At 70.8% G+C, this 23,652-nt stretch carries 19 protein-coding genes, 1 pseudogene and 1 riboswitch; of the genes and pseudogenes, 8 read left to right on the plus strand and 12 right to left on the minus strand.

Annotated features, from left to right (window positions below; translation table 11 throughout):
• Positions 1-44: 44 nt before the first annotated feature.
• The 5 genes from RPQ07_RS33420 to RPQ07_RS33440 form a co-directional block, all read right to left on the minus strand.
• Positions 45-656, minus strand: a complete 612-nt coding sequence (locus tag RPQ07_RS33420) for a DUF998 domain-containing protein (protein ID WP_313947977.1) — start codon at positions 654-656, stop codon at positions 45-47.
• Between the two features lie 77 nt (positions 657-733).
• Positions 734-1,603: an SDR family NAD(P)-dependent oxidoreductase gene (locus RPQ07_RS33425; RefSeq protein ID WP_313947978.1), complete on the minus strand. Its 870-nt coding sequence runs from the start codon at positions 1,601-1,603 to the stop codon at positions 734-736.
• A 97-nt stretch (positions 1,604-1,700) separates the two neighbouring features.
• Complete coding sequence (locus tag RPQ07_RS33430; protein ID WP_313947979.1) at positions 1,701-2,528, minus strand: alpha/beta hydrolase; 828 nt, start codon at positions 2,526-2,528, stop codon at positions 1,701-1,703.
• A gap of 268 nt (positions 2,529-2,796) precedes the next feature.
• Entirely contained in the window at positions 2,797-3,429 is a 633-nt protein-coding gene (locus RPQ07_RS33435) for a dihydrofolate reductase family protein (RefSeq protein WP_313947980.1), read from the minus strand.
• Between the two features lie 126 nt (positions 3,430-3,555).
• The gene (locus RPQ07_RS33440) at positions 3,556-4,527 is read right to left on the minus strand and encodes a pyridoxal-phosphate dependent enzyme (RefSeq protein WP_313947981.1); all 972 of its coding nucleotides are present in this window, start codon (positions 4,525-4,527) and stop codon (positions 3,556-3,558) included.
• Positions 4,528-4,942: 415 nt separating this feature from the next.
• Between RPQ07_RS33440 and RPQ07_RS33445 the strand changes: the two genes are divergently transcribed.
• Positions 4,943-5,218, plus strand: a complete 276-nt coding sequence (locus RPQ07_RS33445; RefSeq protein ID WP_313947982.1) for a hypothetical protein — start codon at positions 4,943-4,945, stop codon at positions 5,216-5,218.
• A 56-nt stretch (positions 5,219-5,274) separates the two neighbouring features.
• Here the strand turns inward: RPQ07_RS33445 and metE are convergent, their stop codons facing one another.
• Positions 5,275-7,593 carry a 5-methyltetrahydropteroyltriglutamate--homocysteine S-methyltransferase gene (gene metE / locus RPQ07_RS33450; RefSeq protein WP_313947983.1) on the minus strand — a complete coding sequence of 773 codons (2,319 nt, stop codon included), beginning with the start codon at positions 7,591-7,593 and terminating at the stop codon, positions 5,275-5,277.
• Between the two features lie 152 nt (positions 7,594-7,745).
• A riboswitch (cobalamin riboswitch) is annotated at positions 7,746-7,972 on the minus strand.
• Between the two features lie 112 nt (positions 7,973-8,084).
• Positions 8,085-9,002 (minus strand): hypothetical protein, encoded by a 918-nt coding sequence (locus RPQ07_RS33455; RefSeq protein ID WP_313947984.1) that lies wholly within the window; start codon positions 9,000-9,002, stop codon positions 8,085-8,087.
• A 180-nt stretch (positions 9,003-9,182) separates the two neighbouring features.
• On the opposite strand from RPQ07_RS33455, the gene RPQ07_RS33460 reads away from it, so the two are divergent.
• Both RPQ07_RS33460 and RPQ07_RS33465 read left to right on the plus strand, forming a co-directional pair.
• Complete coding sequence (locus RPQ07_RS33460; protein ID WP_313947985.1) at positions 9,183-10,160, plus strand: ATP-binding cassette domain-containing protein; 978 nt, start codon at positions 9,183-9,185, stop codon at positions 10,158-10,160.
• Positions 10,157-10,948 carry an ABC transporter permease gene (locus RPQ07_RS33465; RefSeq protein WP_313947986.1) on the plus strand — a complete coding sequence of 264 codons (792 nt, stop codon included), beginning with the start codon at positions 10,157-10,159 and terminating at the stop codon, positions 10,946-10,948. Before RPQ07_RS33460 ends, RPQ07_RS33465 begins: the two co-directional genes overlap by 4 nt.
• On the opposite strand, the pseudogene RPQ07_RS33470 reads toward RPQ07_RS33465, so the two are convergent.
• Together RPQ07_RS33470 and RPQ07_RS33475 are read right to left on the minus strand one after the other, a co-directional pair.
• Positions 10,929-13,824 (minus strand): annotated as a pseudogene (locus RPQ07_RS33470) (ATP-binding protein). The gene RPQ07_RS33465 and the pseudogene RPQ07_RS33470 overlap by 20 nt on opposite strands.
• 134 nt (positions 13,825-13,958) lie before the next feature.
• Positions 13,959-14,672: a serine hydrolase gene (locus RPQ07_RS33475; RefSeq protein ID WP_313947987.1), complete on the minus strand. Its 714-nt coding sequence runs from the start codon at positions 14,670-14,672 to the stop codon at positions 13,959-13,961.
• 516 nt (positions 14,673-15,188) lie between these two features.
• Between RPQ07_RS33475 and RPQ07_RS33480 the strand changes: the two genes are divergently transcribed.
• Entirely contained in the window at positions 15,189-15,770 is a 582-nt protein-coding gene (locus RPQ07_RS33480) for a sigma-70 family RNA polymerase sigma factor (protein WP_313947988.1), read from the plus strand.
• 115 nt (positions 15,771-15,885) lie between these two features.
• On the opposite strand, the gene RPQ07_RS33485 is transcribed toward RPQ07_RS33480, so the two are convergent.
• Together RPQ07_RS33485 and RPQ07_RS33490 are read right to left on the minus strand one after the other, a co-directional pair.
• Entirely contained in the window at positions 15,886-18,192 is a 2,307-nt protein-coding gene (locus RPQ07_RS33485) for an ATP-binding protein (protein ID WP_313947989.1), read from the minus strand.
• A gap of 460 nt (positions 18,193-18,652) precedes the next feature.
• Positions 18,653-18,952, minus strand: a complete 300-nt coding sequence (locus RPQ07_RS33490; RefSeq protein ID WP_313947990.1) for a putative quinol monooxygenase — start codon at positions 18,950-18,952, stop codon at positions 18,653-18,655.
• 274 nt (positions 18,953-19,226) lie between these two features.
• Here RPQ07_RS33490 and RPQ07_RS33495 point away from each other — a divergent pair, with 274 nt between their 5' ends.
• The 3 genes from RPQ07_RS33495 (at position 19,227) to RPQ07_RS33505 (ending at position 22,170) form a co-directional block, all read left to right on the plus strand.
• Complete coding sequence (locus tag RPQ07_RS33495; protein WP_313947991.1) at positions 19,227-19,583, plus strand: winged helix-turn-helix domain-containing protein; 357 nt, start codon at positions 19,227-19,229, stop codon at positions 19,581-19,583.
• Positions 19,580-19,837 (plus strand): hypothetical protein, encoded by a 258-nt coding sequence (locus RPQ07_RS33500; RefSeq protein ID WP_313947992.1) that lies wholly within the window; start codon positions 19,580-19,582, stop codon positions 19,835-19,837. The genes RPQ07_RS33495 and RPQ07_RS33500 overlap by 4 nt, the downstream gene beginning before the upstream one ends.
• 218 nt (positions 19,838-20,055) lie before the next feature.
• Positions 20,056-22,170 (plus strand): MMPL family transporter, encoded by a 2,115-nt coding sequence (locus RPQ07_RS33505; protein ID WP_313947993.1) that lies wholly within the window; start codon positions 20,056-20,058, stop codon positions 22,168-22,170.
• Between the two features lie 84 nt (positions 22,171-22,254).
• On the opposite strand, the gene RPQ07_RS33510 is transcribed toward RPQ07_RS33505, so the two are convergent.
• Positions 22,255-22,812 carry a hypothetical protein gene (locus RPQ07_RS33510; protein ID WP_313947994.1) on the minus strand — a complete coding sequence of 186 codons (558 nt, stop codon included), beginning with the start codon at positions 22,810-22,812 and terminating at the stop codon, positions 22,255-22,257.
• A 271-nt stretch (positions 22,813-23,083) separates the two neighbouring features.
• On the opposite strand from RPQ07_RS33510, the gene RPQ07_RS33515 reads away from it, so the two are divergent.
• Positions 23,084-23,647 (plus strand): hypothetical protein, encoded by a 564-nt coding sequence (locus RPQ07_RS33515; protein WP_313947995.1) that lies wholly within the window; start codon positions 23,084-23,086, stop codon positions 23,645-23,647.
• The last annotated feature ends 5 nt before the right edge of the window (positions 23,648-23,652 follow it).

Here is a 23,652-nt window from a genome sequence, read left to right on the forward strand (position 1 = left end):
AGTCGGGCCACCGGTCACCGGCACGTCATCCGCGCGGACGACCGTCAGCTGCCCAGGAGGCGCACGGCGAGCGCCGTCTGCCAGGTCCAGCCGATCGTGAGCGAGACGCGCTGGATCAGGCCGCCCCGGTCCACCCAGCGTCCCTGCCGGCTGAACACGGCACTCGCCGACACCATCGTCGTGGCGAAGAGCACCCCGCCGGCGATCGAATACACGGCCCAGCCCGGCGAGGCGGACGGAGCGAAGACGAAACAGGCCGCGGCCAGGGCGAGAAATCCGATGACGGAGAAGAGGTCGTGCAGCGTCCCCGCCCGGGTGGGGTGTTCGAGCCGGTCGGGGGTGCCGGCCGGGTAGCCGCTCACCGGGTCCGTGAGAAAGGCGCCCGCGCCCAGCAGACCGGCCCCCCATACGCCGATCAGCACCGCACCCGCAGGGGAAGGCCCATCGCGCCACAGGCCCACCGCGAAGGTCAGCGACAACAGGCCCGACAACAGGAAGTTGACGCTCTGCGCCCACCCGGCGCGGCCGAGAGCGAGCGAACTGACGGGATGGCGCAGGGGCTTGTAGTCGGCACGCGTGGCGCCCTCCACCACGTACGCGAGGGTGAAGAGAGGACCGGCGGCCATCCCGCAGACGAGCAGCGCTTGATTGCCCACCCTGTCAACATAGGTTGACGTGGGTGCGTGCGTCCACCCTCATGGCGGTGGCCTCATGGTCGCGGCCGAGCCGGGCATCAGTTCTCGCCGTGGCCCAGGGGGTCCAACTGGGCCGCCGTCGCGTCGTTGGCGCTGGTGGACTCGCTCAGCACGCGCCGGCTCTCATCCGCGGCGAGTTGCTCGCGTGCGGCGGCCGTCGCGTAGCGGAAGGCGTCCGCGCCGACGAGGAGACGCAGGGGCGGATCGTCCATGGCCACGACGTCGAGGAGCAGGCGGGCCACTTTCGCCGGGTCGCTGGCAGTCAGCGTGTCCGTGTTGTGCATGGCCGCCGAGGCACCCACGGTGTCGGCGTACTCGGGCCGTATCGGCGCCACCTTCATGGACGACCCCGACCAGTCGGTCGCCATCCCGCCCGGCTCCAGCACGGTGACCTTGATGCCCAGCGGCGCGACCTCCTTGGCGAGCACCAAGGAGAAGCCGCCCACGGCCCACTTGGCGCTCTGGTACGCGGCAAGGCCGGGGGTCGCGAGGCGTCCGCCGACCGACGACACCTGGACGATGTGGCCCGATCGCTGCTCGCGCATGACCGGCAGCGCGGCCTGGGTCAGCCGGACGACGCCGAGGAGGTTGGTGTCCACCTGTGCCGAGAAGTCGTCGAAGTCGACATCCTCGACAGAGGCGATGTTGGCGTATCCGGCGTTGTTCACCAGCACATCGAGTCCGCCGAACCGGTCGAGGGCGGTGCGCACGGCAGCCTTCGCCTGGGCCGCGTCTGTGACATCGAGAGGTGCGACCGCGATCCGGTCACCGAACTCGGCCACCAGATCGTCCAGGGCCTGCGGGTTGCGCAGGCCGGCCACGACCTGGTGGCCCGCCTGCGCCGCCGCGCGGACGATCTCGCGCCCCAGGCCCCGGGAGGCGCCGCTGACGAGGAAGACGGACGGCATGGGTCACACTCCAGACCTTCGTGAGGGCGGCAGGCGGGCCCGACACGGGGCCTGCGAGATCCCCCGTCACCCGGTCCCGCTCGGGCGCGTGCCTGCCTCAGCTGCGCGCGAAGTCGAGGAGGTCGGCGTTGAACCGATCGGCATACTTGGGGACCATGGACAGGCCGTGGGGTGCGCCCTCGTAGACCTTGTAGACCGCGTCCTTGACGATCTTGGAGGACTTCTCACCGGAGGCCACGATCGGAACGATCTGGTCGTCGTCGCCGTGGACGATCAGCGTGGGAACGTCGATCTTCTTGAGATCCTCGGTGGTGTCGGACTCGGAGAACGCCTTCACGCAGTCGTAGGCGCCCTTGATGCCCACCGTCATCGACCAGAGCCAGAACTCGTCACGGGTCCCCTGTGTCACGGTCGAGTCGTCGCGATTGGCGCCGTAGAAGGGGGCGCTCAGGTCCTTGTAGTACTGGGAGCGGTCCGTCGCCACACCCGCCCGGATCTCGTCGAAGACGTCGATCGGGAGGCCTTCGGGGTTCGCCTCGGTCTTGAGCATCAGCGGGGGGATCGCGCCGAGCAGCACCACCTTGGCGACGCGGCCCGTGCCGTGCCGGCCGACATAGCGCGTGACCTCGCCGCCACCGGTCGAATGGCCGACCAGGATGACGTTCTGCAGGTCCAGGCCCTCGATGACCGCTGCCAGGTCGTCGGCGTAGGTGTCGAGGTCGTTCCCGTCCCAGGGCTGGCCGGAGCGTCCGCCTCCACGCCGGTCGTGAGCGATGGCACGGAAGCCGTTCTCCGCCATCAGCTTCAGCTGCGGGTCCCATGAGTCCGCGGTGAGAGGCCAGCCGTGGGAGAAGACGACAGGCTGCCCCGACCCCCAGTCCTTGTAGTAGATCTCGGTGCCGTCCTTGGCGGTGACGAAGGGCATGTCCGTTCCTTTCGCACTGGTCCTGAACCCGGCGCTTCCGCGGAATTCGGCCCCCGGACGGAACGCCGGATGTCACGCCGCGAACCAGCAGCAGACGTGCAGGAGGGCGACGGAGAGGAGGTCGGCAGCGAAAGGCGACCGGGATGGGCACGTCGTTCGAACAACGGTATCCGAGTGTCGGCGCTTCAGCGCGTCGAGCGGGCGCGCGTACGGCGCTGTGCCGGCACAGCGCCGAACCGGCGGGCGGCCGCTGGGCGACACCGTCGCCCTACTTCTTCACCCGGTACCGCAAGTGGGTGACGCCGGTGCCTTCGACCACCGCGACGGGCCCCTCGAACTCCACAGGCGTGGTGCCGAGTTCACCGAACAGCGTCTTCCCGCCGCCCAGGACGACCGGTACGAGCTCGACGCCGACCTCGTCGAGCAGCCCGGCCTCCAGGCACTGCCGCGCCATCTGCCCACCGTTGACGACGACGTTCTTGTCCCCGGCGACCTCCTTCGCCCTCGTCACCGCGGCCTCGATGCCCTCGGTGACGAAGACGAAGTTCTCGTCGTCCTCGGGGCGGTCGTCAGGGCGCTGGTGGGTGAGCACGACGGTGGTCACGTCCATCGGGTGGCGCCCGCCCCAGGCCTTCGTCATGTCGTACAGGTACCGCCCGACGACGAGTGCACCGGTGTTCTCCCACTCCGGCTTGACCAGCCCGGCGCTCGCGGCGGAGACGCGGATCGGCGGCACATCGGGACTGGCGGACGGGATCTCGACGTCGCCGTTGCCGTACCACTGGAACAGCAGGTCGAAGCCGCTCTCTCCGGGGCCGGCGATGTAGCCGTCGAGGGACATCGTGGCGCCGGTGACGATCTTGCCCATGTCGTTCTCTCCTTCGGTTTCTGTGGTTCTCATGGATAGGTCGTAGCCAGTGCCCTCGCTTTCGACATCCTGCGCAAAAAATCTTTGCGCAGTCGGATGCGTCACCGGCGTGGCCGGCCGACTACCGAACGCACACGAGGCGACGCCCGCCCGCCCCGATCAGCTCGCGCAGAGTTCCGCGAAGCGACGCGTGCTGATGTTGCCCCCGGAGAGGACCAGGCCGACGCGGCCCGGCAGGCGGTCCACCGCACCTGCCAGCAGGGCTGCCAGGGCAGTCGCGCCGCTGGGTTCGAGGACGATCTTCAGGCGTTCGAAGGCGAACCGCATCGCCTCACGGATCTCGTCGTCACTGACGAGGGCGATCCCGTCGACCAGGCGCCGGTTGATCGAGAACGTCAGCTCGCCCGGTGTCTCCGCCGCCTGGCCGTCGGCGATCGTGCGCGGTACGGGAATGGCGACCCGTGTGCCCGCCTCGAGGGACCGCTTGGTGTCGTCCCCGGCCTCCGGTTCGACCCCGATCACGCGGGTCCGTGGATGCACACCCTTCGCCGCGGTAGCACTGCCCGCGATGAGTCCGCCGCCGCCGACCGGCACCACCAGGGCGTCGAGTTCGCCCACCTCGTCCATCAACTCCAGTGCGGCCGTGCCCTGTCCGGCGATGACATGCGGATGCTCGTACGGCGGGACGAGCGCGAGGCCGCGCTCGATGGCAAGGGCGTTGCCGATGGCGACCCGGTCGCCGGTGTAGCGGTCGTAGGTGACGATCTCGGCGCCATAGCCGAGGGCGGCGTCGGTCTTGGACTGCGGGGTGTCCTCCGGCATGAGGATCACCGCCGTGGTGCCCAACTCCCGCGCCGCGAGGGCGACCGCTTGGGCATGGTTGCCCGAGGAGTACGCGGCGATGCCACGGGAGAGCTGATCGGGCGTCAGGCGTGAGGCGGCGTTGTACGCACCCCGGAACTTGAAGGCGCCGATGCGCTGGAAGTTCTCGCACTTGAGGAAGACCTCGGCGCCGACGAGCGCGTCCAGCGTGCGCGAGTGCACCACCGGGGTGCGGTGCGCGACCCCCTTGATACGAGCGGCGGCGTCCCGGACGTCGTCCGGAGTGACCGGTGGGTTGTTCGCCGTCATGGTTGTCCTCCATGGGGTGGTGGTGGGGGAACGAGGCGACAGCGGTCGCACGACCGGTGTCCGGAACCCCCTTGCGGACGACCGGACGACCGGACGACCGTCAAACCACCGTATTCAACTGTGGATCTCTTCGGCCGACCGATGCCACAGGCCTTGAGGATCGCGATGGCGAAGGGGAGCCGCAGGAGGGCTTCCGCGCAGAACGCCCACCGAGAGGCACATCTGCAGAATATGGCCCGCGATGCGCAAACCTCGCCTGCCCCAGGGTCGTTCGGCCGTAGCCAAGTGATCAGTGCGAAGGTAAAGTCCCCTGCGTGCTGGGCGCCCGGATCACACCGGTGCCGGGCAATGTCGAGACCTCCGTGACCACGAGGCGCCCGACACGACAACCGGGGGAACGAGTCCGGGGGGACCTGTGACCGAAATCAAGACCACGCGCCGAGCGAACGACAGCATGTGGGCCCTGCCCCTGGCGGCGCTGGCCCCGCTGGTGCTGCTCAGGCTGCTGACCGAGCCGTCCACGCCGTGGCTCGCCCTGTCCTGGGCCCTGTGTGTGGCCTCCGCGCTGCTCCTGGCCGCCGGATGGGCCGCACTGCGGCAGCACGGGATCCGGGGAAACACCGCATGGGGCACCTGCGTTCTGGTCCACCTCGTATGGGCCTGGCAGGTCGTCGCGCTCATCGCGGAGTAGGAGCGAAGCCGGCAGGGTGGGGAGGAACGGCGCTTCCTCCCCACCCTGCCCCCGCCTCAGGAGGCGGGCAGTTCCGACCTCACCTCGCGTGCCGCGGCGACGAGGTTCTCGAGGGACGCGCGGGTCTCCGGCCAGTCGCGCGTCTTGAGGCCGCAGTCGGGGTTGACCCACAGGCGTTCGGCCGGGATGGCTTCGAGGCCCTTGCGGAGCAGGTCCGCCGCCTCGGAGACACCGGGGATGCGCGGTGAGTGGATGTCGTACACACCGGGGCCGGCTTCGCGCGGGTAGCCGTGCTCGGCGAGTTCACGCGCCACCTGCATGTGCGAGCGGGCGGCCTCCAGGCTGATCACGTCGGCGTCGAGGTCGTCGATGGCCTGCACGATGTCGCCGAACTCGGCGTAGCACATATGGGTGTGGATCTGGGTGTCCGGACGCACGCCACTGGTCGCCAGACGGAAGGACTCCGTGGCCCAGGCCAGGTAGTCCGCGTGGTCGGCCGAGCGCAGCGGAAGGGTCTCCCGCAGGGCCGGCTCGTCGACCTGGATCACCGGACTGCCCGCTGTCTCCAGGTCGTTCACCTCGTCGCGCAGGGCGAGAGCGACCTGACGGGCGGTGTCGCCGAGCGGCTGGTCGTCGCGGACGAAGGACCAGGCGAGCATGGTGACCGGGCCGGTGAGCATGCCCTTGACCGGACGGCTGGTCAGGGACTGGGCGTACGAGGTCCAGCGAACCGTCATCGGCTCGGGGCGGGAGATGTCGCCCGCGAGGATCGGCGGCCGGACGTACCGCGTGCCGTAGGACTGGACCCAGCCGTGCTGGGTGGCGAGATAGCCGGTGAGCTGCTCGGCGAAGTACTGCACCATGTCGTTGCGTTCGGGCTCCCCGTGGACCAGGACGTCGATGCCCGTCTTCTCCTGGAAGGCGATCACCTCCTGGATCTCGGCCTTGATCCGCTCCTCGTAGGCAGCGGTGTCGATCCGTCCGCGGCGCAGGTCGGCGCGTGCGGTGCGCAGTTCGGTGGTCTGCGGGAAGGAGCCGATCGTGGTGGTGGGCAGCAGAGGCAGGCCGAGGTGGGCACGCTGGGCGGCGGCGCGTTCGGCGTACGGCTGGGAGCGGCGCCGGTCGGTGTCCGTCACCCCGGCAACCCGGGCCCGGACCGCCGGGTCCCGCGTGAGGGCGGAACCGGCGCGGGAGGCGAGATCGGCGCGGTTGGCGGCGAGTTCGGCCGCGATGGTGTCGGTCCCCCGGCCCAGGCCCCTGGCCAGGGTGACGATCTCGGAGGTCTTCTGCCGGGCGAAGGCGAGCCAGCGGTGGATCTGCGGGTCGATGTCACGTTCCGCGGAACTGTCCAGCGGGACGTGCAGCAGCGAGCAGGAGGAGGCCACGTCGACCCGGTCGGCGAGGCCGAGCAGGGTGCCGAGGGTGGCCAGCGACTTCTCGATGTCGTTGATCCAGATGTTGCGCCCGTTGACGACGCCCGCGACCAGGCGCTTGCCGGGCAGTCCGCCGACGGCGGCCAGAGCGTCGAGATTGGCCGCTGCGGCGTTGGTGAAGTCGAGTGCCAGTCCGTCCACGGGAGCCTTGGCGAGTACGGGCAGCGCCTCGCCGAGCCGGTCGAAGTACGAGGCCACCAGGAGCCTGGGCCGGTCGGTGAGGGTGCCGAGGTCGCGGTAGGCGCGTTCGGCGGCGTTCAGTTCGGCCGGCGTGCGGTCCTGCACCAGTGCGGGCTCGTCCAGTTGCACCCAGTCCGCCCCGGCCGCCCGCAGATCGGCGAGCACCTCCGCGTACACCGGCAGCAGCCGGTCGAGCAGGGTCAGGGGGTCGAAACCGGGCGCCACGCCGGGGGCGGGCTTGGCCAGGAGGAGGTAGGTGATCGGGCCGACCAGCACCGGCCGGGCGGTGTGACCGAGGGCCAGCGCTTCCTTCAGCTCGGTGACCTGCTTGGTGGAGTCGGCGGTGAAGACGGTGCCGGGTCCCAGTTCCGGAACGAGGTAGTGGTAGTTGGTGTCGAACCACTTGGTCATCTCGAGCGGGGCGACGTCCTGGGTACCGCGCGCCATGGCGAAGTACCCGGCCAGGGCGTCCGCCTCGACGGCCGCGCGGTGGCGGGAGGGGAGGGCGCCGACCATCACGCTCGTGTCGAGGACGTGGTCGTAGTACGAGAAGTCACCGGTCGGGACCTCGTGGATCCCGGCTTCGGCCAGTTGCTGCCAGTTCGAACGACGCAGGTCCCGGGCGGTCTCTTCCAGGGCCGCGGCGGAGACGCGGCCCTTCCAGTAGCCCTCGATGGCCTTCTTCAGTTCACGGTTCGGCCCCTGACGGGGGTATCCGTGGACGGTGGACCGTGCTGCCGCGGCTGCGGGCTTCGCTGTCACTGAACTCTCCTTCGCGAGTTGCCTGTCACCCGGCGAGGGGGAAGGCGAAGGGAGCACAGACCGGACGGGGGAGTGATGCGTCGGTGACGCACGTGCCCGTCGGTGTGTACGCCGACCCGCCCTCGAGGTCACCGGGATATCCGCGCACGATCGGTCGTGCGCGGACAGCGGGCAGGTCTTCGGACTCACGGGCACGCCTGCCGGACATCTCCCGGCGGACACCTACTGGCCGTCGCTTCCCGGGCCCGTACCGGACCCAGTGCGTATGACGGCGGTCGTTCCCGCTCACCGCTGCGGGGCAGTCCCGGATTCCCACCGGGTTCCCTCTTGCGACGCACGTACCTGGCAGGCACGGCGAACCAGCTGCATGCGCCAGCCTAGAGCCCCGCAGGCCGCACCGACACCACCGCTCATCATCCGGACGGTGATCGACATGCGGGCGACCGCGGTACCGCCGCCCGACGGCGCGGTCCGGTGTCGGCCCGATGCCCCTACGAGGTCAGCCGGACCGTCCCCAGGATCTTCCGCACCGTCGCGTCCGGAACCTCGTCCGCCACACCCTTCGCGCCCACGAACGTCCAGGAGACGAAGTCGCCGCCGGGGTCCTTGAACGCGAAGGTGGTGACCTTGCCGTCGGTGTCGCACTTGTCCTTCTTCGGCGCGCCCGTGGACACGCCCGTCGCCAGGCTCCCCGTGATCCCGGAGGCCGTGGTGTACGGCTCCACCGCACCGGCCTTGATGCTCGTCCTGTCCGGCTGGGTGTACGCGCCGTAGAGCCACAGGGACACACTGCTGCGCGCCGCGTCCTCGATGGTCTTCGCGCCGCTGTCCCCGCGGGTGCCCGCTGACGCGAGTGCCGTGTCCTCGGGAGAACCGTCCATGGCGGCGTCGGACCGGCACCACTTCTCCTTGAGCATCGCGGGGCTCGACATCCCGATGAGGGGCTTCTCCTCCGGATCCCGGTCGTCGGCGACGTAGTTGACCCAGCCAGGTCCCTTCAGACCCCACTGCGGGGGAACGTCGAAGGCGATGCCCCGCTTGGGATTCACCACCACCTTCCAGCCCGCGACGACCGGCTTCGGATCGTCCGTGTCACGCGGGTTGTCGTCGGCCGGGCTGCCCGAGGCGGACGTCGTCGGGCCGGGATCCGCGGTCTTTCCCTCGTCCCCGCCCAGGACCACGAATCCGGTCACTCCGGCGGCGACGACCACGACGAGGGCGGCAGCGACGGCGATGACCGTGGACGTACGACGGCCGCCACGAGGAGGCGGCTGCGGCGCACCGGCCGGCATCGTCGGCGAGCCCGCCCACGGTGCCTGCTGCGGAGGCCCGTAGGGGCCCGTCTGCTGATACGGATTGTTCTGCCCCGCGTACGGGTTCTGGCCGTCCCCCGGCTGCTGTGACCACATGAGGGGAACCCTAAGGGTCGCCTCTGACCGGCGAAGACGCAGGTGTCTGCGCTGTGACGTGAGGAGTTGGGCCGGCACCGGGCCGCGGCGTACGTCGCGGCTGCCGCTCGCCGGTCGGTTCCAGGGCACTGAAACCGCTCTGAAACCGCGCTGAACCCGCTGTGCCGCAAGCTCTGCGGCATGACATCGACATCGAACGAACTCGCCATCGCAGCCACGGGGCTGCACAAGGCCTTCGGCGAGAAGAAGGTCCTCGACGGCATCGACCTGGCCGTGCCGCAGGGCACGATCTTCTCCCTCCTGGGCCCGAACGGCGCCGGCAAGACCACCGCCGTGAAGATCCTCTCCACGCTCATCGCGGCCGACGCCGGCGAACTGCACGTCGGCGGCCACGATCTGACCGCCGAGCCGCAGGCGGTGCGGGCCGCGATCGGTGTCACCGGGCAGTTCTCCGCCGTCGACGGTCTGATCACCGGCGAGGAGAACATGCTTCTGATGGCGGACCTGCACCATCTCTCCCGTGCCGAAGGCCGGCGTACCGCCGCCGAGTTGCTGGAGCGCTTCGACCTCACCGACGCGGCGAAGAAGCCCGCCTCCACCTACTCCGGCGGTATGAAGCGACGTCTCGACATCGCCATGACGCTGGTCGGTGACCCCCGGATCATCTTCCTCGACGAGCCGACCACCGGACTCGACCCGCGTGCCCGTCACAACATGTGGGGCATCATCCGCGAGTTGGTCTCCGGCGGTGTCACCGTCTTCCTCACCACGCAGTACCTCGAAGAGGCGGACGAACTCGCCGACCGCATCGCCGTCCTGAGCGACGGGAAGATCGTCGCCGAAGGAAGCGCGGACGAGCTGAAGCGGCGCATCCCGGGCGGGCACGTGCGGCTGCGGTTCACCGATCCGACGGCGTATCAGTCGGCCGCCGTCGCCCTGCGTGAGGTCACCCGGGACGACGAGTCGCTGTCGCTTCAGATCCCGAGCGACGGCAGTCAGCGCGAACTGCGCTCGATCCTCGACTGGCTGGACTCCGCCGGCGTCGAGGCGGATGAACTGACCGTGCACACCCCCGACCTCGACGACGTGTTCTTCGCCCTGACCGGCCCTGCCGGCACCACTGCCGTCCCCAACCAGTCCAAGGAGACCGCCCGATGAGCGCCTTCTCCCTCGCCGTCCGCGACTCGAACACCATGCTGCGGCGCAACCTGCTCCACGCGCGGCGCTATCCCTCGCTCACCTTGAACCTGCTGCTCACGCCGGTCATGCTGCTGCTGCTCTTCGTCTACATCTTCGGCGAGGTGATGAGCGCGGGCATCGGCGGCGGCGGAGCCGACAGATCCGAGTACATCGCCTATGTCGTCCCGGGCATCCTGTTGATGACCATCGGCAGCACGGTCATCGGGGCGGCGGTGTCCGTCTCCACCGACATGTCCGAGGGCATCATCGCCCGCTTCCGCACCATGGCCATCCACCGTGGCTCGGTGCTGATCGGACACGTCGTCGGCAGCGTCCTGCAGTCGGTCGCCAGTGTGGTTCTCGTCGGCGCCGTCGCGGTCGCCATCGGCTTCCGCTCGACCGATGCCACCGCCCTGGAGTGGCTCGCGGCCTTCGGACTGCTCGTGCTCTTCGCCCTGGCGCTCACCTGGATCGCCGTAGGAATGGGAATGGCGAGCCCGAACGCCGAGGCGGCCGGCAACAGTGCGATGCCGCTGATCCTGCTCCCGCTCATCTCCAGTGCGTTCACGCCGATCGACGCGATGCCGGGCTGGTTCCAGCCCATCGCCGAGTACCAGCCCTTCACACCGGCCATCGAGACCCTGCGCGGCCTGCTGCTCGGCACCGAGATCGGCCACAACGGCTGGCTCGCCGTCGCCTGGTCCATCGGCCTGGCGGCGCTCGGATACCGCTGGTCGAGCGCGTCGTTCAACCGCGACCCGAGATGAGCTCACGGGCTGCTTCCCGCAGTTCGTCCCGCTCCAGGGCGGCGTACTCCGACAACGCGTCGGCGTACGCCGCCCCGGCGGCGTTCCCGGCGGCTTCGACCGCCTGCCGGGCGCGGGCCGCCGCCATGGTCGGGAACTCACGGAACACCTGCAGGTGTTCGGCCAGCGCGATCATCCGTACGGCACCGGCACCGGCACCGGCACCGGCGGCCCTCCGTCAGTCCCCGGGTGAGCGCGATCTCGGCCCGCCCGCCGAGGCCGGGCCGGTAGAGGGCGTCCGGCTCAGGGGTGGTGTCGCTCTCCGTCTGCCGCAGCCAGTAGTCGGCCTCGTCGGGGTCGCCGCGCTGCAGGCAGGCGAGGACGAGACTGGTGCGGATGAAGACGTAGTCGTGCCCGTCGCCGAGCCGCGGCACGACCTCGAGCGCGGCCTTGAGGTGTTCGTACGCCTCCTCGCCCTGCCCCGTACGCAAGCACAGCTCGCTCAGCCGGGAATGCCCCATGAGCTGCATGGACGGATTGTCGGCGGAAGCCAGTTCCGCGAGTATCCGGCGGGCGGAGGCGAGCGCGCGGTCGATGTCGTGCCCGTACTCCCAGACATAGGTGGCGATGCATTCGGCGACGCCGGCGACCAGTGGCTGCTCGTCGTCGCAGAGCCGTCGCAGCACGTCGTAGTCGGGCGGCAGCATCTCGGGGACCGCGCTCAGGACGACCGCGATGGCGCGCAGCAGCGTGTCCGGCGGGGCCGGGGGCAGCCGCCGGAGGATGACCAGCTGGCGTACGGCGGTCGGCCCGTGCCCCATGAACAGGGCCGCCGTGCACAACACCGCGGCGGCGCGGGCCACTTCGACATCTTCGGGCTCGGGGTAGTAGTGCGAGAGCGGCGGGCCGGTGTCCGCCGCGAGGGCGGAGAGTCGGTGGAAGCCGGAGTCGGTGGACCACAGAGCGGCGAGGACGGCGGTGAGGGCGGCGATGGTGGGGCGGTCCGTACGGTCCAGGGCGTGCCGCAGGGCCGGCACGAGGTTGTCCTGCTCGCCCCTGATCCGCTCCCAGGCGGCACGCGGTTCAGGGCCGAAGAACCAGTCGTGGTACGCGACCCCGAAGTCCCGCGCCCAGGCGAGGAATCGGCCGATGGCCTCCGCGTCCTCGCCCGCTTCCGCGCGCCGGGCCGCGCTGAACTCCCTCACGGTCTCCAGCATCCGGAACCGCACCCCGGCCGGGGTGTCGGCGACGGTGATCAGCGACTGGTCGGCCAGCTGCTCGAGCAGAAGCAGTGCGTCCTCGCCGAGCACATGCTCCGCAGCCTCGCCGGAGATTCCGCCGGGGAAGACGGACAGGGTGCGCAGCGCCGCCCTGGCGTCCTCGGCGAGAAGGTTCCAGCTCCACTCCACGACCGCGTGCAGCGTGCGGTGACGCTCCGGCACGTCCCGCGCACCGCCGCGCAGCAGCGCGAACCGGTCGCCGAGGCGGCGGGCGATCTCCGGAACCGACATGACCCGCACCCGCGCCGCGGCCAGCTCGACGGCGAGCGGCAGTCCGTCGAGATGGCTGCACAGCTCGGCCACCGCGTCCGGCGGCAGCTGCACCCCGCTCCTGGCGGCCCGGGCCCGCTGCGTGAACAGTTCGGCAGAGGTGTCGGGAGCGAGCTCCGGCAGGGCGTACACCGCCTCCGATGTGAGCCCCAGCGGGGCCCGGCTGGTGGCGAGCACCCGCAGGTCGTCGGAGGAGGAGACCAGGGTCCGTACGAGGTCGGCAGCGCCCTGGACGACCTGTTCGCAGTTGTCGAGGACCAGCAGCGCGGGCCCGGAGCCCAGCGCGCCGAGGATGCCGGGCACCGGATCGGCGGGGGAGTGGCCGCTCTCCCCGGGACTTCGGCCGGGGTTGCCTCCTGCGGCGTGCCGCCCGTCGCCCGCGCCGAGCGCGGACGCCACCTCCGCGGCCACGTCCTCGTCCGCCGTGACACCGGCGAGCGGCACGAAATACACCACGCGCTGCTCGGCCCGGCGGCTGATGGCGTGCGCGAGCCGGGTCTTGCCGAGGCCGCCGGGGCCGACGACGGTGACGGCGCGGGAGGGGCGCAGCAGCCGCTCCACCGCGGCGATGTCCTCGTCCCGGCCGAGGAGAGGGTTCGGCTCGTGGGGCACGCCGTGTCTGACCACCGGCGCCTCGCCGCGCAGCAGTTCCTGCTGGACGGCCTTGAGCCCGGCGCCCGGATCGGTGCCGAGCTCGTCGCGCAGCTCGCGGCGGTACGCCTCGTACCGCATCAGCGCGGCGGACGGGCCGGCCTTCGCCGCCTCGCCGCGCAGCACCTCGGCGAGCACTTCCTCGTCCCGCGGATGCTCCGCGGCGGCCAGGGCCAGCGGGCCCGCCGCCTCCGCGTGCCGGCCCAGCCGGGCGAGCGCGAGCGCCTGCGTACGTATGAGTGCGCCGCGGACGGGAGCGCGCTCGGAGCGCAACGCGGCCACGGGGTCGTTGCCGGCCTCGTCGGGGGTGCCGCGCCAGAGCGCGAGCCCGGCCTCGGCCGCGGCCAGCGATCCGGCGTGGTCCCCGGCCCTCGCCCGGTCCGCGCCGGCGGCGGCGTGCAGCAGCAGGGCGGAACTGTCGACCTGATCCTCGGCCAGGGCGAGCCGGTATCCGGTCGGTGTGCTCGCCAGGACGTCGGCGCCCAGCTGCGCCCGCGCCCTGGACACGAGGACCTGCACCGCCTTCCCCGGTCGCTCCGGCAACTCGACCGGCCACAGCCCCGCCACCAGCCGCTCGGTGCTGCAGCCCGTACGCAGGTCGCCCGCGAGCAGCGCGAGCAGGCCGCGGAGCCGGGGCGCTGTGACCTCCTGTCCGCGGAAGGCGACACGCGGCAGCAGGGTCAGGTCGGTGGTCACCGGTGCAGACTAGCCAACGCTCCCGGGTGACCGGATCCCGCCTGTGCGAAGTGACGGTGGGCCACCAGCGCGCGGCCGGGCCGCTGTTGGCCTCGTTGCAGCGGACGCCGCGGTGTCACGAGAACACCCCGGCCCTACCGCCCCCGTACCGTGGCGATCGCCTCCTTCGCCGTCTTCTCGACCAGCGAGATCCCGGACTCCATCGACGCATGGCCGTCGGAGAGCACCGCGATCAGATATCTGCGTCCGTCGATGGTCACGCGTCCCACGCTGTTGATGTCCCACAATCCGGTCTTGGTGCGTGGAAGCCAGCCGTTCTTCAGAGCCCATCCGGAACCTGCCGCGGCCGATACGCCCCAGTCCTGTTCCGCCTCGGTCCGGCTCATCAGCCTCTGGATATACGCACGAGAGGGCCGGCTCAGCTCCGGAGGGGTACCGGAGGAGGCCGTCGCCGAGTCCTCCGCGAACGCCGCCCGCAACAGGATGAGCTGGTCCTCCGCCGTGGTCTGGGTGAGACCCCAGTGCATTCCCTTGCCGCCCTTGGTCGACGTCAGGCCCAGGCGCTTGTTCGCCGCGTCCAGACCCTCGGCGCGGCCGATCTTGCGCCACAGGGCGTCTGCCGAGTCGTTGTCACTGTGCTCGATCATCGCGGTCGCGTAGGTGTGCTCCCGTATGGTCAGTTTCCGGTCCTCGTCCTGCACCTTCAGCAGGAGCGCCGCGAGAATGTTGACCTTGACGATGCTCGCGGTGTCGTACGTGGAGGCGTCGCCGTACACCTCGACGCCCCAGTCGTCGCCGTCCAGCGCCGCCACGGCGACGGACAACCGCGCCTTCGCGACGGGCAGCACGGGTGCTGGTTTCGGGGCCCCCGCCACGGGGGCTACGGGTGGGTCCGCGGGCAAGGGGGCGGCCGTGCAGGCGGCTCCCAGGAGGACGGTGCCGGCGAGCAACACCCAACGCCGTCTGAATCTCTGATAATGCGTTTTCATGCTTAATGCGTCGCACCATTGCGGGGCGTCGGCCCGGGTCGGCACTCTTATGGGCGCGAGAAAGCACCCGTTGGGCCCAGCGACTCGCCGACAGGCGCTCTCCGGTTCCCCGGGCGACGTGGTGTATCGCCCTCCTGTCCGGCGATGAGATGCGCCGGGAGCCTGCCGGGCACGCCATTGCGTAACGCCTCCTTTCGTCACGCCTCTTCGCACGGACCGGAACCGCGTCCCGGCGACACGGCATCGCCCCTGGTCAGCGACGTTCCGCGGGCACCTCCGTGTCACGCAACCAACGGTGCGGTGATGCCCCATGTGCGCGCGTACCCGTCGATCGCATGCTGGGCGCATCGTCGATCGGGAGGAGAGAGGGAAACCATGGGGGTCATCGCGGTGGAACGAGCGGCGCCGGCGAGCTGGAAGGTCATCGGGTCCGCAGGAGCCTCCTGCGAGCGGGAGAGAACCCTGCGAACGCTCTACGACGAGCACGCGGCGGTGCTGCTCCGGTTCGTCGTCCGCCTGGTCGGTGGGGACCGGCAGCAGGCGGAGGACATCGTGCAGGAGACCCTGCTGCGCGCGTGGGACAAGGAGGTGTTCGACGGCACGCGGCCCGTACGGCCCTGGCTGTACACGGTGGCCCGCCGGCTCGCGATCGAGACCTATCGACGGCGCAGGGCGCGCCCCGAGGAAGTGGACGGCAGCGGTCTGGACGAGCACGTCGTGGCCGAGGCGGACCACATCGACGCCATGCTCTGCTCGGTGGTCCTCACCGATGCCCTGGACGCCCTGTCGGAGCGGCATCGCGAGGTGCTGCGGGAGACGTACTTCCGGCAGCGCACCGTCCACGAGGCCGCCACGGCGCTCGGCATTCCGCCGGGCACCGTCAAATCGCGCATCTACTACGCTCTGCGGGCCCTGCGGGCGGCGCTGGACGAGCGGGACGTCCGCATCAGGCGCTGAGGGACGCCGCCCGGCTGGGCGGAGCGCTCCGGAACCGGCCCGCGAGAAGACCGCCCCCGCAATCGGTCCGTCGGCAGATCGGCGCCGGAACCGGATCACCCCCCTGGGGCGGATCTCAGCCCCGAGCGGAGTCCGGGGCTCCGGCACCCAGATGCCGCGTCGCCCACGCAGCCAACTGCGCACGCGACCGCAGGTCCAGACGGGCGCGGATGTTCTCCAGATGCGATTCCACCGTCCGCTGGGACACATGGATCCGCTGGGCGAGTTCACGGTTCGTCAGCCCCACCGCCACGAGCCGGGCGATTTCGCGCTCGCGGTCGGTCAGCGGCAGGGGACCGTCGCCATGCTCCTGCCACACGTCGTGCACCGCGTAGTCGAGAGCCCGCGGCAGACTCAGCGCATGTCCCTCCCGCTCGGCCTCCCGCGCGCCGGCCGGTGAGAGGCGGGCGCGGGCCTCGGTCAGGGCCTGCCGCAGCTCACGTTCCGTGGCCGGGTCGCTGTGCAGTCGACGGGCCCGCCGCAGAGCCGAAGTCACCGCACCGAGTCGCAGCGCGCGGCGGGGCTGCTCGCGCTGGGAGGCCGCCACCGCGAGGCTCTCCAGCGTGAGCACGCCGGTGACCGGGAGGATTCCGGAGTCGGCCGAGACCAGATAGGCCCGGAGTCCTTGGCGAAGATGCTGCTCCGCGGCCTTCGCGTCCTTGCGCGCCAGCGCGTGGGCACCCGCGGTGTGCAACCACTCCGGGGGCAGCGGGTGCGGGGAGTGCCGGCGGTAGAGGGGCAGACAGCTCTCCATCAGCTCCCCTGCCCGGTCCGTGTTGCCGCACTGCAGTGCCGTCCAGGCCAGATTGTGCAGACACACGGCGGTGTCCAGGGGGCGGCCGAGCGGCTCCACGATCTCCAGGCACCGTGCTGACGCGGCATAGGCGTCGGCGTTCCGGTCGCAGGACAGATGGACCCGGGCCAGCGTGCTCAGAGCCCGGACGAGCGGGATGGGGTGCCCCGCCCCGAGGGCGAGCCGGGTCGCCTCGGTCACCAGAGCCATGGCTTCGGTGTGATCTCCCTGACCCGCGGCCAGCGCTGCCGCCTGTTCGAGTGCCGCGACCCGGGCCGGATGCGCCGGACCGGTGCTCTCCAGTGCGGTCCGCAGCAGCGCGCGACCCTCGGCGGCCTGTCCATGGTGCCGCCAGCAACGGCCGAGGGCGGCCGCGAGCGGCAGATGACGGCTGTCGCCGACGCGTGCCGCCCAGTCCACGGTCGCGGTGAGGTTGGCGCGCTCGATGTCGAGCGGTTCGAGCTCCTCGTAGCAGTGCAGCATGTCGTCACCGACGATCGGTTCGGCGAGCCGCAGCAGATGACTCGCCAGCCGGTCGAACGTGGCGTCGGTCTCGTCGGCCAGGTCCAGCCGTTCGCGTCCGTACATCCGGATGGACTCCAGCTGTCGGAATCGGTTCGCCGCCGACGCTCGTTGCGGCACGATCAGTGAGCGCGCTTCCAGATCGGCCAGCAGGTCGATCATGTCCTCCGCCAGGACGGTCCGCCCGTCGGCGCACGCGGCTGTCGCGGTGTTCAGGCCGAACCCGCCGACCAGCACCGACAGTCGCCGCATCGCCGCCTGTTCGTGCGCCTCCAGGAGGTCGTGGCTCCACTCGATGGTGGTTCGCAGGTCCCGGTGCCGGTCCGCCGCGGTCCGTGAGCCACGGGTGAGAAGGCGGAAACGGTCGTCCAGCCGGGCGTTGATCTCCGCCACTGTCAGCAGCCGCACGCGCCGGGCCGCCAGCTCGATGGCCAGCGGTATCCCGTCCAGCCGGGTGCACAGGGCGGCGACGTCGTCCACGTTCTCGTCGGTGAGCTGGAAGTCGGGAGCGGCGGCGCGTGCCCGCTCCACGAACAGCCGGACGGCGGCCGAGGTGAGCAGGTCGGTACGTGTGCGGTTCCGGCGGGACCCCGGCAGCGGCAGTTCGCCCACCCGTACGACGGTCTCGCCCGGAACGTCCAGCGGTTCCCGGCTCGTCGTCAGCACCCGCAAGTGCGGGCAGCGGCTCAGCAGCGCCTCGGTGAGCCGTGCCGCCGGCAGGACGAGGTGTTCACAGTTGTCGAGGAGCAGCACGGCCCGGTGCGGGGCGAGCGTGTCGGTGACCGTGTCGAGTATGGGTCGGCCGATTTCCTCGGAGATGCCCAGGCAGTCCGCGACGCTCTGGACGAGCAGCGCACCGTCGGTGAGGGCGGCCAGTTCGACGAGCCACACACCGGCCGGGTAGCGGGGCTGCACCCGCAGGCCCAGTTCCACGGCCAGCCGCGTCTTCCCGGCGCCGCCGGGCCCGGTGAGCGTGACCAGCCGGTGGCGCGACAACAAGGCCTGAAGTTCGCCCAGTTCGGTATTGCGGCCCACGAAACTGTCGAGCGGAAGGGGCAGTCGGCCCACCGTCCCGGGTGCGTGTGCGGCGGGGTGATCCGGATCGGACGCCCTTGGTGGTGGCGTCCCTGTCCGTACGCCTGCGGGCTCCGGCGAGGACTCCTGCTGCGGTCGTGGCGAAGGCGTCGAGGCGGCCTTCTTGCTCCGGCCCGCGGACGCCCGTTGCCGGTAAGCACGTTGCCGGCATGCGCTGGAGCAGTATCGGGCGGGGCGGCCCACGCGACCGCCGGCCTTGGTGGGCCCGACGTCCAGGCCCACTCCACAGATGGCGCAGTGACCGGTCGCGGACGGCACGGGCCCCTACTCTCCGTCAGGCGCTGTGTCGGACTGCGGGCGCCGTTTCCAGCATCAACGCCCTTGCATTCGCTCATGGTTGTTCGAGCCGTCACTCTAGCGGCGACGGGTCATGAGCGTAACGGCGCCTGCCGCGGCCCGGGCGGCGAGCCCGGACGTGCGCGGCGGCCGCCCATCAGTCGAACGGCGGCCCGGACCTGGCGATGTCGTGCTTGAACACCTGGACGTCCCGGGCGTCGATCGAGGTGGTGGGAGGCGGAGCGGCGGCCCGCCAGGCGTCCAGCGTCTCCTGCGACTCCCAGTGCTCGAAGATGTTCACCCGCCCCGCGTCGACCGGATCGGGCGAGATCGACACGTCGAGACAGCCGGGCGCCCGGCGCGACTGCTCGACGATGTCGCGGTGGCCCTCGACGAACCGGTCCCGCTCGCTCGGCTCCACGTGCACCGTCCCGGCGACGATCACTGCCACGGTCATCTTCACTCCTCCTGTGTCCCCAGGGCTCCGGGCCCCGGCACGGCCGACAGGGTGGCGGCCCCACCAGTACCGACTGGCGGCGCTCCCGAAACTGATCGCCCGGCCATCCCCCGATCGGGCCGGGCCGCACCGCGGCACACCGCGCTTGTAGGCCCGCACCCGGAGTCGCCCCTGACCGTTCCCCTAGGTTTCCCTGATATGTGTCAGCTTCCTTTGACAGGTGTCCGAGAGGGGTGTCAGCTTTGAGTGACAGGTACGCAGGAGGGGAGCCCCGATGACCGGAGTCCCGGACCCGCAGCCGAGCGGGGACGAACTGCTGAAGATCCTCGGGGCGCTCGGAAATCCGCATCGCATGCGGATCATCGCCGCCCTCGTCGACGGAGGCCGCAACTACGTCAGCCGTCTCGCCCGGGAACTCGGCATCGGTCGCCCGCTCCTGCACATGCACCTGCAACGACTGGAGGCGGCGGGGCTCGTCACCGGCGAGCTGGAGCTGTCGGAGGGCGGAAAGGCCATGAAGTACTTCGAGGTGACGCCCTTCTGTTACGCACTGACCCCCGAGACCGTCGCCGAGGCGGCGCGGACGATCACCGAGGAAGCGAGAGAGACCGTGAAGGAGACTGCGCGATGAACGGAGCGGACTGGGCGGGAGTGGCCGGCGCCGGCGGTGTCTTCCTGTTCCTCATCGTGGTCGTGTGGCAGATCGCCGCGACCTGGCGGGCGCGCATGCTGGCATCCCGAGAGCAGCAGTACAAGGAGCTCGCGGGCAAATACGCGCAACTCCTCGAGGACAACGTCGAGTTGCACCGCCGCACCCTCGACGAACTGACGCAGGCCCGCACCTCGATCAGGTCGATGGAGAAGATGATGCGCGAGATCGAGTAGCGGTACGCAGGCGGTACGGAAGCGCGGCACGTCCGTCGGTACCGCAGCAGTGACACGGCCGGGAGCGCCAACTCCCGGCCGTGTCCATGGAGAACTCGTCCCAGGCACATCCCACCCGGACACCGCGGCAGGTCGGCAAACCATCACGCCGCGGTGCGGGTCCTGTGCGCCCCGAGCCGGTCATCGACCGGCAGCACTCCACATCCAGGAGACTACTCATGAAAGCGCTGTTCAAGCGGGTGGCGACCGCCCCCGGCGGCCGACGCACCAAGTGGCTCGTCCTCGCCGCGTGGCTGATCCTCGCCGTTGCGCTGGGCCCGCTGGCCGGCAAGCTCGGCGACGTCGAGGACACCGGGCCCAACGCCTTCCTGCCGCGCGGTGCGGAATCCGCCCAGGTCAACACCGAGCTGAAGAGGTTCCGTGACGACGCGCTGATGCCGGCCGTCATCGTCTACACCGGCACGGACGCGGCAGCGGCCTCCGCGAAGGCGACGGCCGACCGCAGTGCCTTCACCCGCCTCGCCGCGTCGGGCGAGCAGGTGACCTTGCCCCTTCGGTCGCAGGACGGCGACGCTCTCATGACCGTCGTCCCCCTCGACACCAAGGGTGAAGTCACCGATGCCGTCAAGGAGTTGCGGGACATCGCCGGCTCCAACGCACCACCCGGCGTGGAGGTCGAGGTCGGCGGCCCCGCCGGCTCGCTCGTCGACCAGGTGGCCGTCTTCGACTCGCTCGACTCCACCCTGATGATCGCCACCGGCCTCGTCGTCGCCGCCCTTCTGCTGATCACCTACCGCAGTCCGGTCCTGTGGCTCTTCCCGCTGATGTCGGTCGGCATCGCCGCCGTTCTCACCCAGGTCTGCACGTACCTGCTCGCCAAGCACGCCCATCTGCCTGTCGACCCGCAGAGCGCGGGCATCCTGATGGTCCTGGTCTTCGGCGTCGGAACGGACTACGCCCTGCTGCTCATCGCCCGATACCGTGAGGAACTGCACCGCCACGAGGACCGGCACCGGGCGATGACCATCGCGCTCCGCCGCTCCGGTCCGGCGATCCTCGCCTCCGCCGGCACCATCGCGGTCGGACTCGCCTGCCTCTCGCTCGCCGACATCAACTCCTCGCGCTCCATGGGTCTGGTCGGAGCCGTCGGAGTGATCTGCGGATTCATCGCGATGATCACGGTTCTCCCGGCGCTGCTGGTGATCGCGGGCCGCTGGGTCTTCTGGCCGTTCGTCCCGCGGTTCGGCACACCGGCCCGCAAGGCGACCACCGTCTGGTCCCGCATCGGGTCCGCCGTCGCCCGGCGTCCCCGCTGGTCCTGGATGATGTCGGTCGCCGTCACCGGCGTGCTCGCGCTCAGCGCCTTCGGCATCAGCATGGGCCTCACCCAGTCCGAGATGTTCCAGGACAAGCCCGAGTCGGTCATCGCCCAGGAACGGATCTCCGCGCACTACCCGTCGGGCGCCTCCGACCCGGCGACGATCGTCACCGCTTCCGCCCAGACGCCCCAGGTGAAGACCGCCGCGGCGGCGGTCGCGGGCGTCGCCCGCGTCGAGGACGGCGATCGCACCTCCGACGGCGAACTGACCACTCTTGCCGTGGTGTTGAAGGACACCCCGGACAGCCCGGCCGCCAAGAACACCATCGACGGCGTACGGGATGCCGTCCACCGCGTGTCCGGCGCCGATGCCCTGGTCGGCGGCACCACCGCCCAGACCCTGGACACCCAGCGGGCCGCGGACCGCGACCTGCGGACCGTCATCCCCGTGGTGCTCCTGGTCGTACTCCTCGTCCTGGTCTGGTTGTTGCGCGCCGTCGTCGCCCCGCTGCTGCTGCTCGCCACCGTGGTGCTCTCGTACTTCGCGGCGCTCGGCGCCTCGAACCTCGTCTTCGAGCACGTACTCGGCTTCGCGGGGGTCGACTGGTCCATTCCCCTGATGGGCTTCGTGTTCCTCGTCGCCCTCGGCATCGACTACAACATCTTCCTGATGCACCGGGTGAGGGAGGAATCCATCCGTCTCGGCCGCAGCCGCGGCGTACTGGAAGGCCTGACGAGCACCGGAGGTGTCATCACCTCCGCCGGCGTCGTCCTCGCCGCGACGTTCGCGGTCTTCGCGGGACTGCCACTGGTGACCATGGCGCAGATGGGCGTCATCGTCGGGATCGGGGTCCTGCTCGACACCTTCCTCGTCCGCACGGTCCTGGTACCGGCCCTGGCCCTCGACCTGGGCCGCTGGTTCTGGTGGCCGGGCCGCCTCTTCCGCGACCCGGACCCGGAGCCCAGGGAGGCCGCCACGCGGCAGGAGGCAGGGCTGACGCCGGAACATGCCTGAACCCGAGGCGGGAGAGCCGGCTGCCGGACCGCGGTCCGGCAGCCGGCTCTCCTGTCGGGGCTGCCGGTCGATCCCCGCGCCTCGTCAGCGACGGATGTCCTCCACCTTCGCGAAGCCGCTCGCCCGGTCCCACCGGAGCTGTGTCAGCCACTCGACGGACCGTCTGGTGAAGGTGAGTTGCCGGGCGTTTCCCGAGGCGGTGACCTTCTCCCAGCCGTCGAAGTTCTCAGTCACCTCGGTGTGCCATGCCGACCGGTTCGTCTCCCCGACCGCGGCGAGGGACTCGGTCGGTGGTTCCCCATCGGCGCAGTAGGGGCCCCAGTCGGCGATGACCGCCACCACACCGCCGAACGCCGTGAGCTTCATGCTCCCGCACGGGTCAGCGGTGGTCCTGTGCACCAGGTGGGGCTTGCTCCATGCCGTGGCCCCGGGGTCGACGTGCTGCTCCATGAGGCCGCGGCCGGGGCTGTAGTACATACCGACGCGTCGGCCTCCGTCCATCACGACCTGCTCGTCGAAGGGAGCATGCGAGGGGGCGGTGGGAGAGGCCGGGGGATCCTCCGCGTCCGCCACGGGCCCGCCGCCGCAGCCGGCCACCGCCAGCAGCACCGCCACCACACCCACGATGCGCCGTGCCCGCATGTACGTCACCTGGCCTGCCCTGTCCGCGAGTTTCTGTGCGAAGGGAGCTTGCCCGTCACCTCGCCGGCGACACCGGGGCGTACGCGACCGGCCGAGCCCGGGGCGCGGGGTTCAGGGAACGCCCGGCGGAACCGGCGGCACGGTTTCAGTCGTGTACCGGACGCGACGGCGGGCGATCGACGTTCCTGGTGATGTGGGGGAGCGGGAGGGCCGGTCGCCGTCGTACGGACGCCTCGCACCGGTGCCATGCCCTACCTCGGGGGATCAACACATGCGTCGAGTCACCCGATGGGCAGCGCCGCTCGCGGCCTTGCCCCTGCTCCTGACAGCTACCGCCTGCGCCGACGAGGACGCGAAACCACCGTCCCCCGAGGCCAGGCTGTGCGGTGTCACCATGGCGAGTTGGTGGTTCGACGCGACGGGCGCCGGCGATCTGTCGGGCCGGCTGCGCGGCGGACTGCCGCTGCCGAAGCCCACGCAGACGGCGTACACCACCGCCACCGCGAGATGCGTTGTGTACTCCGGTGACGAGCAGATCGGCCGGTTCCTGGCCGAGGTCCCGCCGGCCGACCGGGTCGTCAACGCCGCGGCACAGCTCGCCGAACGACCGGCGGACAGGCGCTTCACCGCTGCCGGAGGCAAGGGTGCCGTGGATCCGGATCAGGACGAGGACGGCGCGGCAGCCTGGTGGACCTGCAAGAGCGCTCTGCTCCATCTCGAGGTCCTTCGCCCGCGTGATGCCGGCAAGCGCATCGAGCTGACCAAGGACCTCGCAGGCCGCGTCGCCGCTGCTGTCGGCTGCCCGGGACCCCCTCCCGCGGGTGCTTCCGGCTGAGCCGG

The organism is Streptomyces sp. AM8-1-1 (genome assembly GCF_032229325.1).
Classification (GTDB): domain Bacteria; phylum Actinomycetota; class Actinomycetes; order Streptomycetales; family Streptomycetaceae; genus Streptomyces; species Streptomyces achmelvichensis.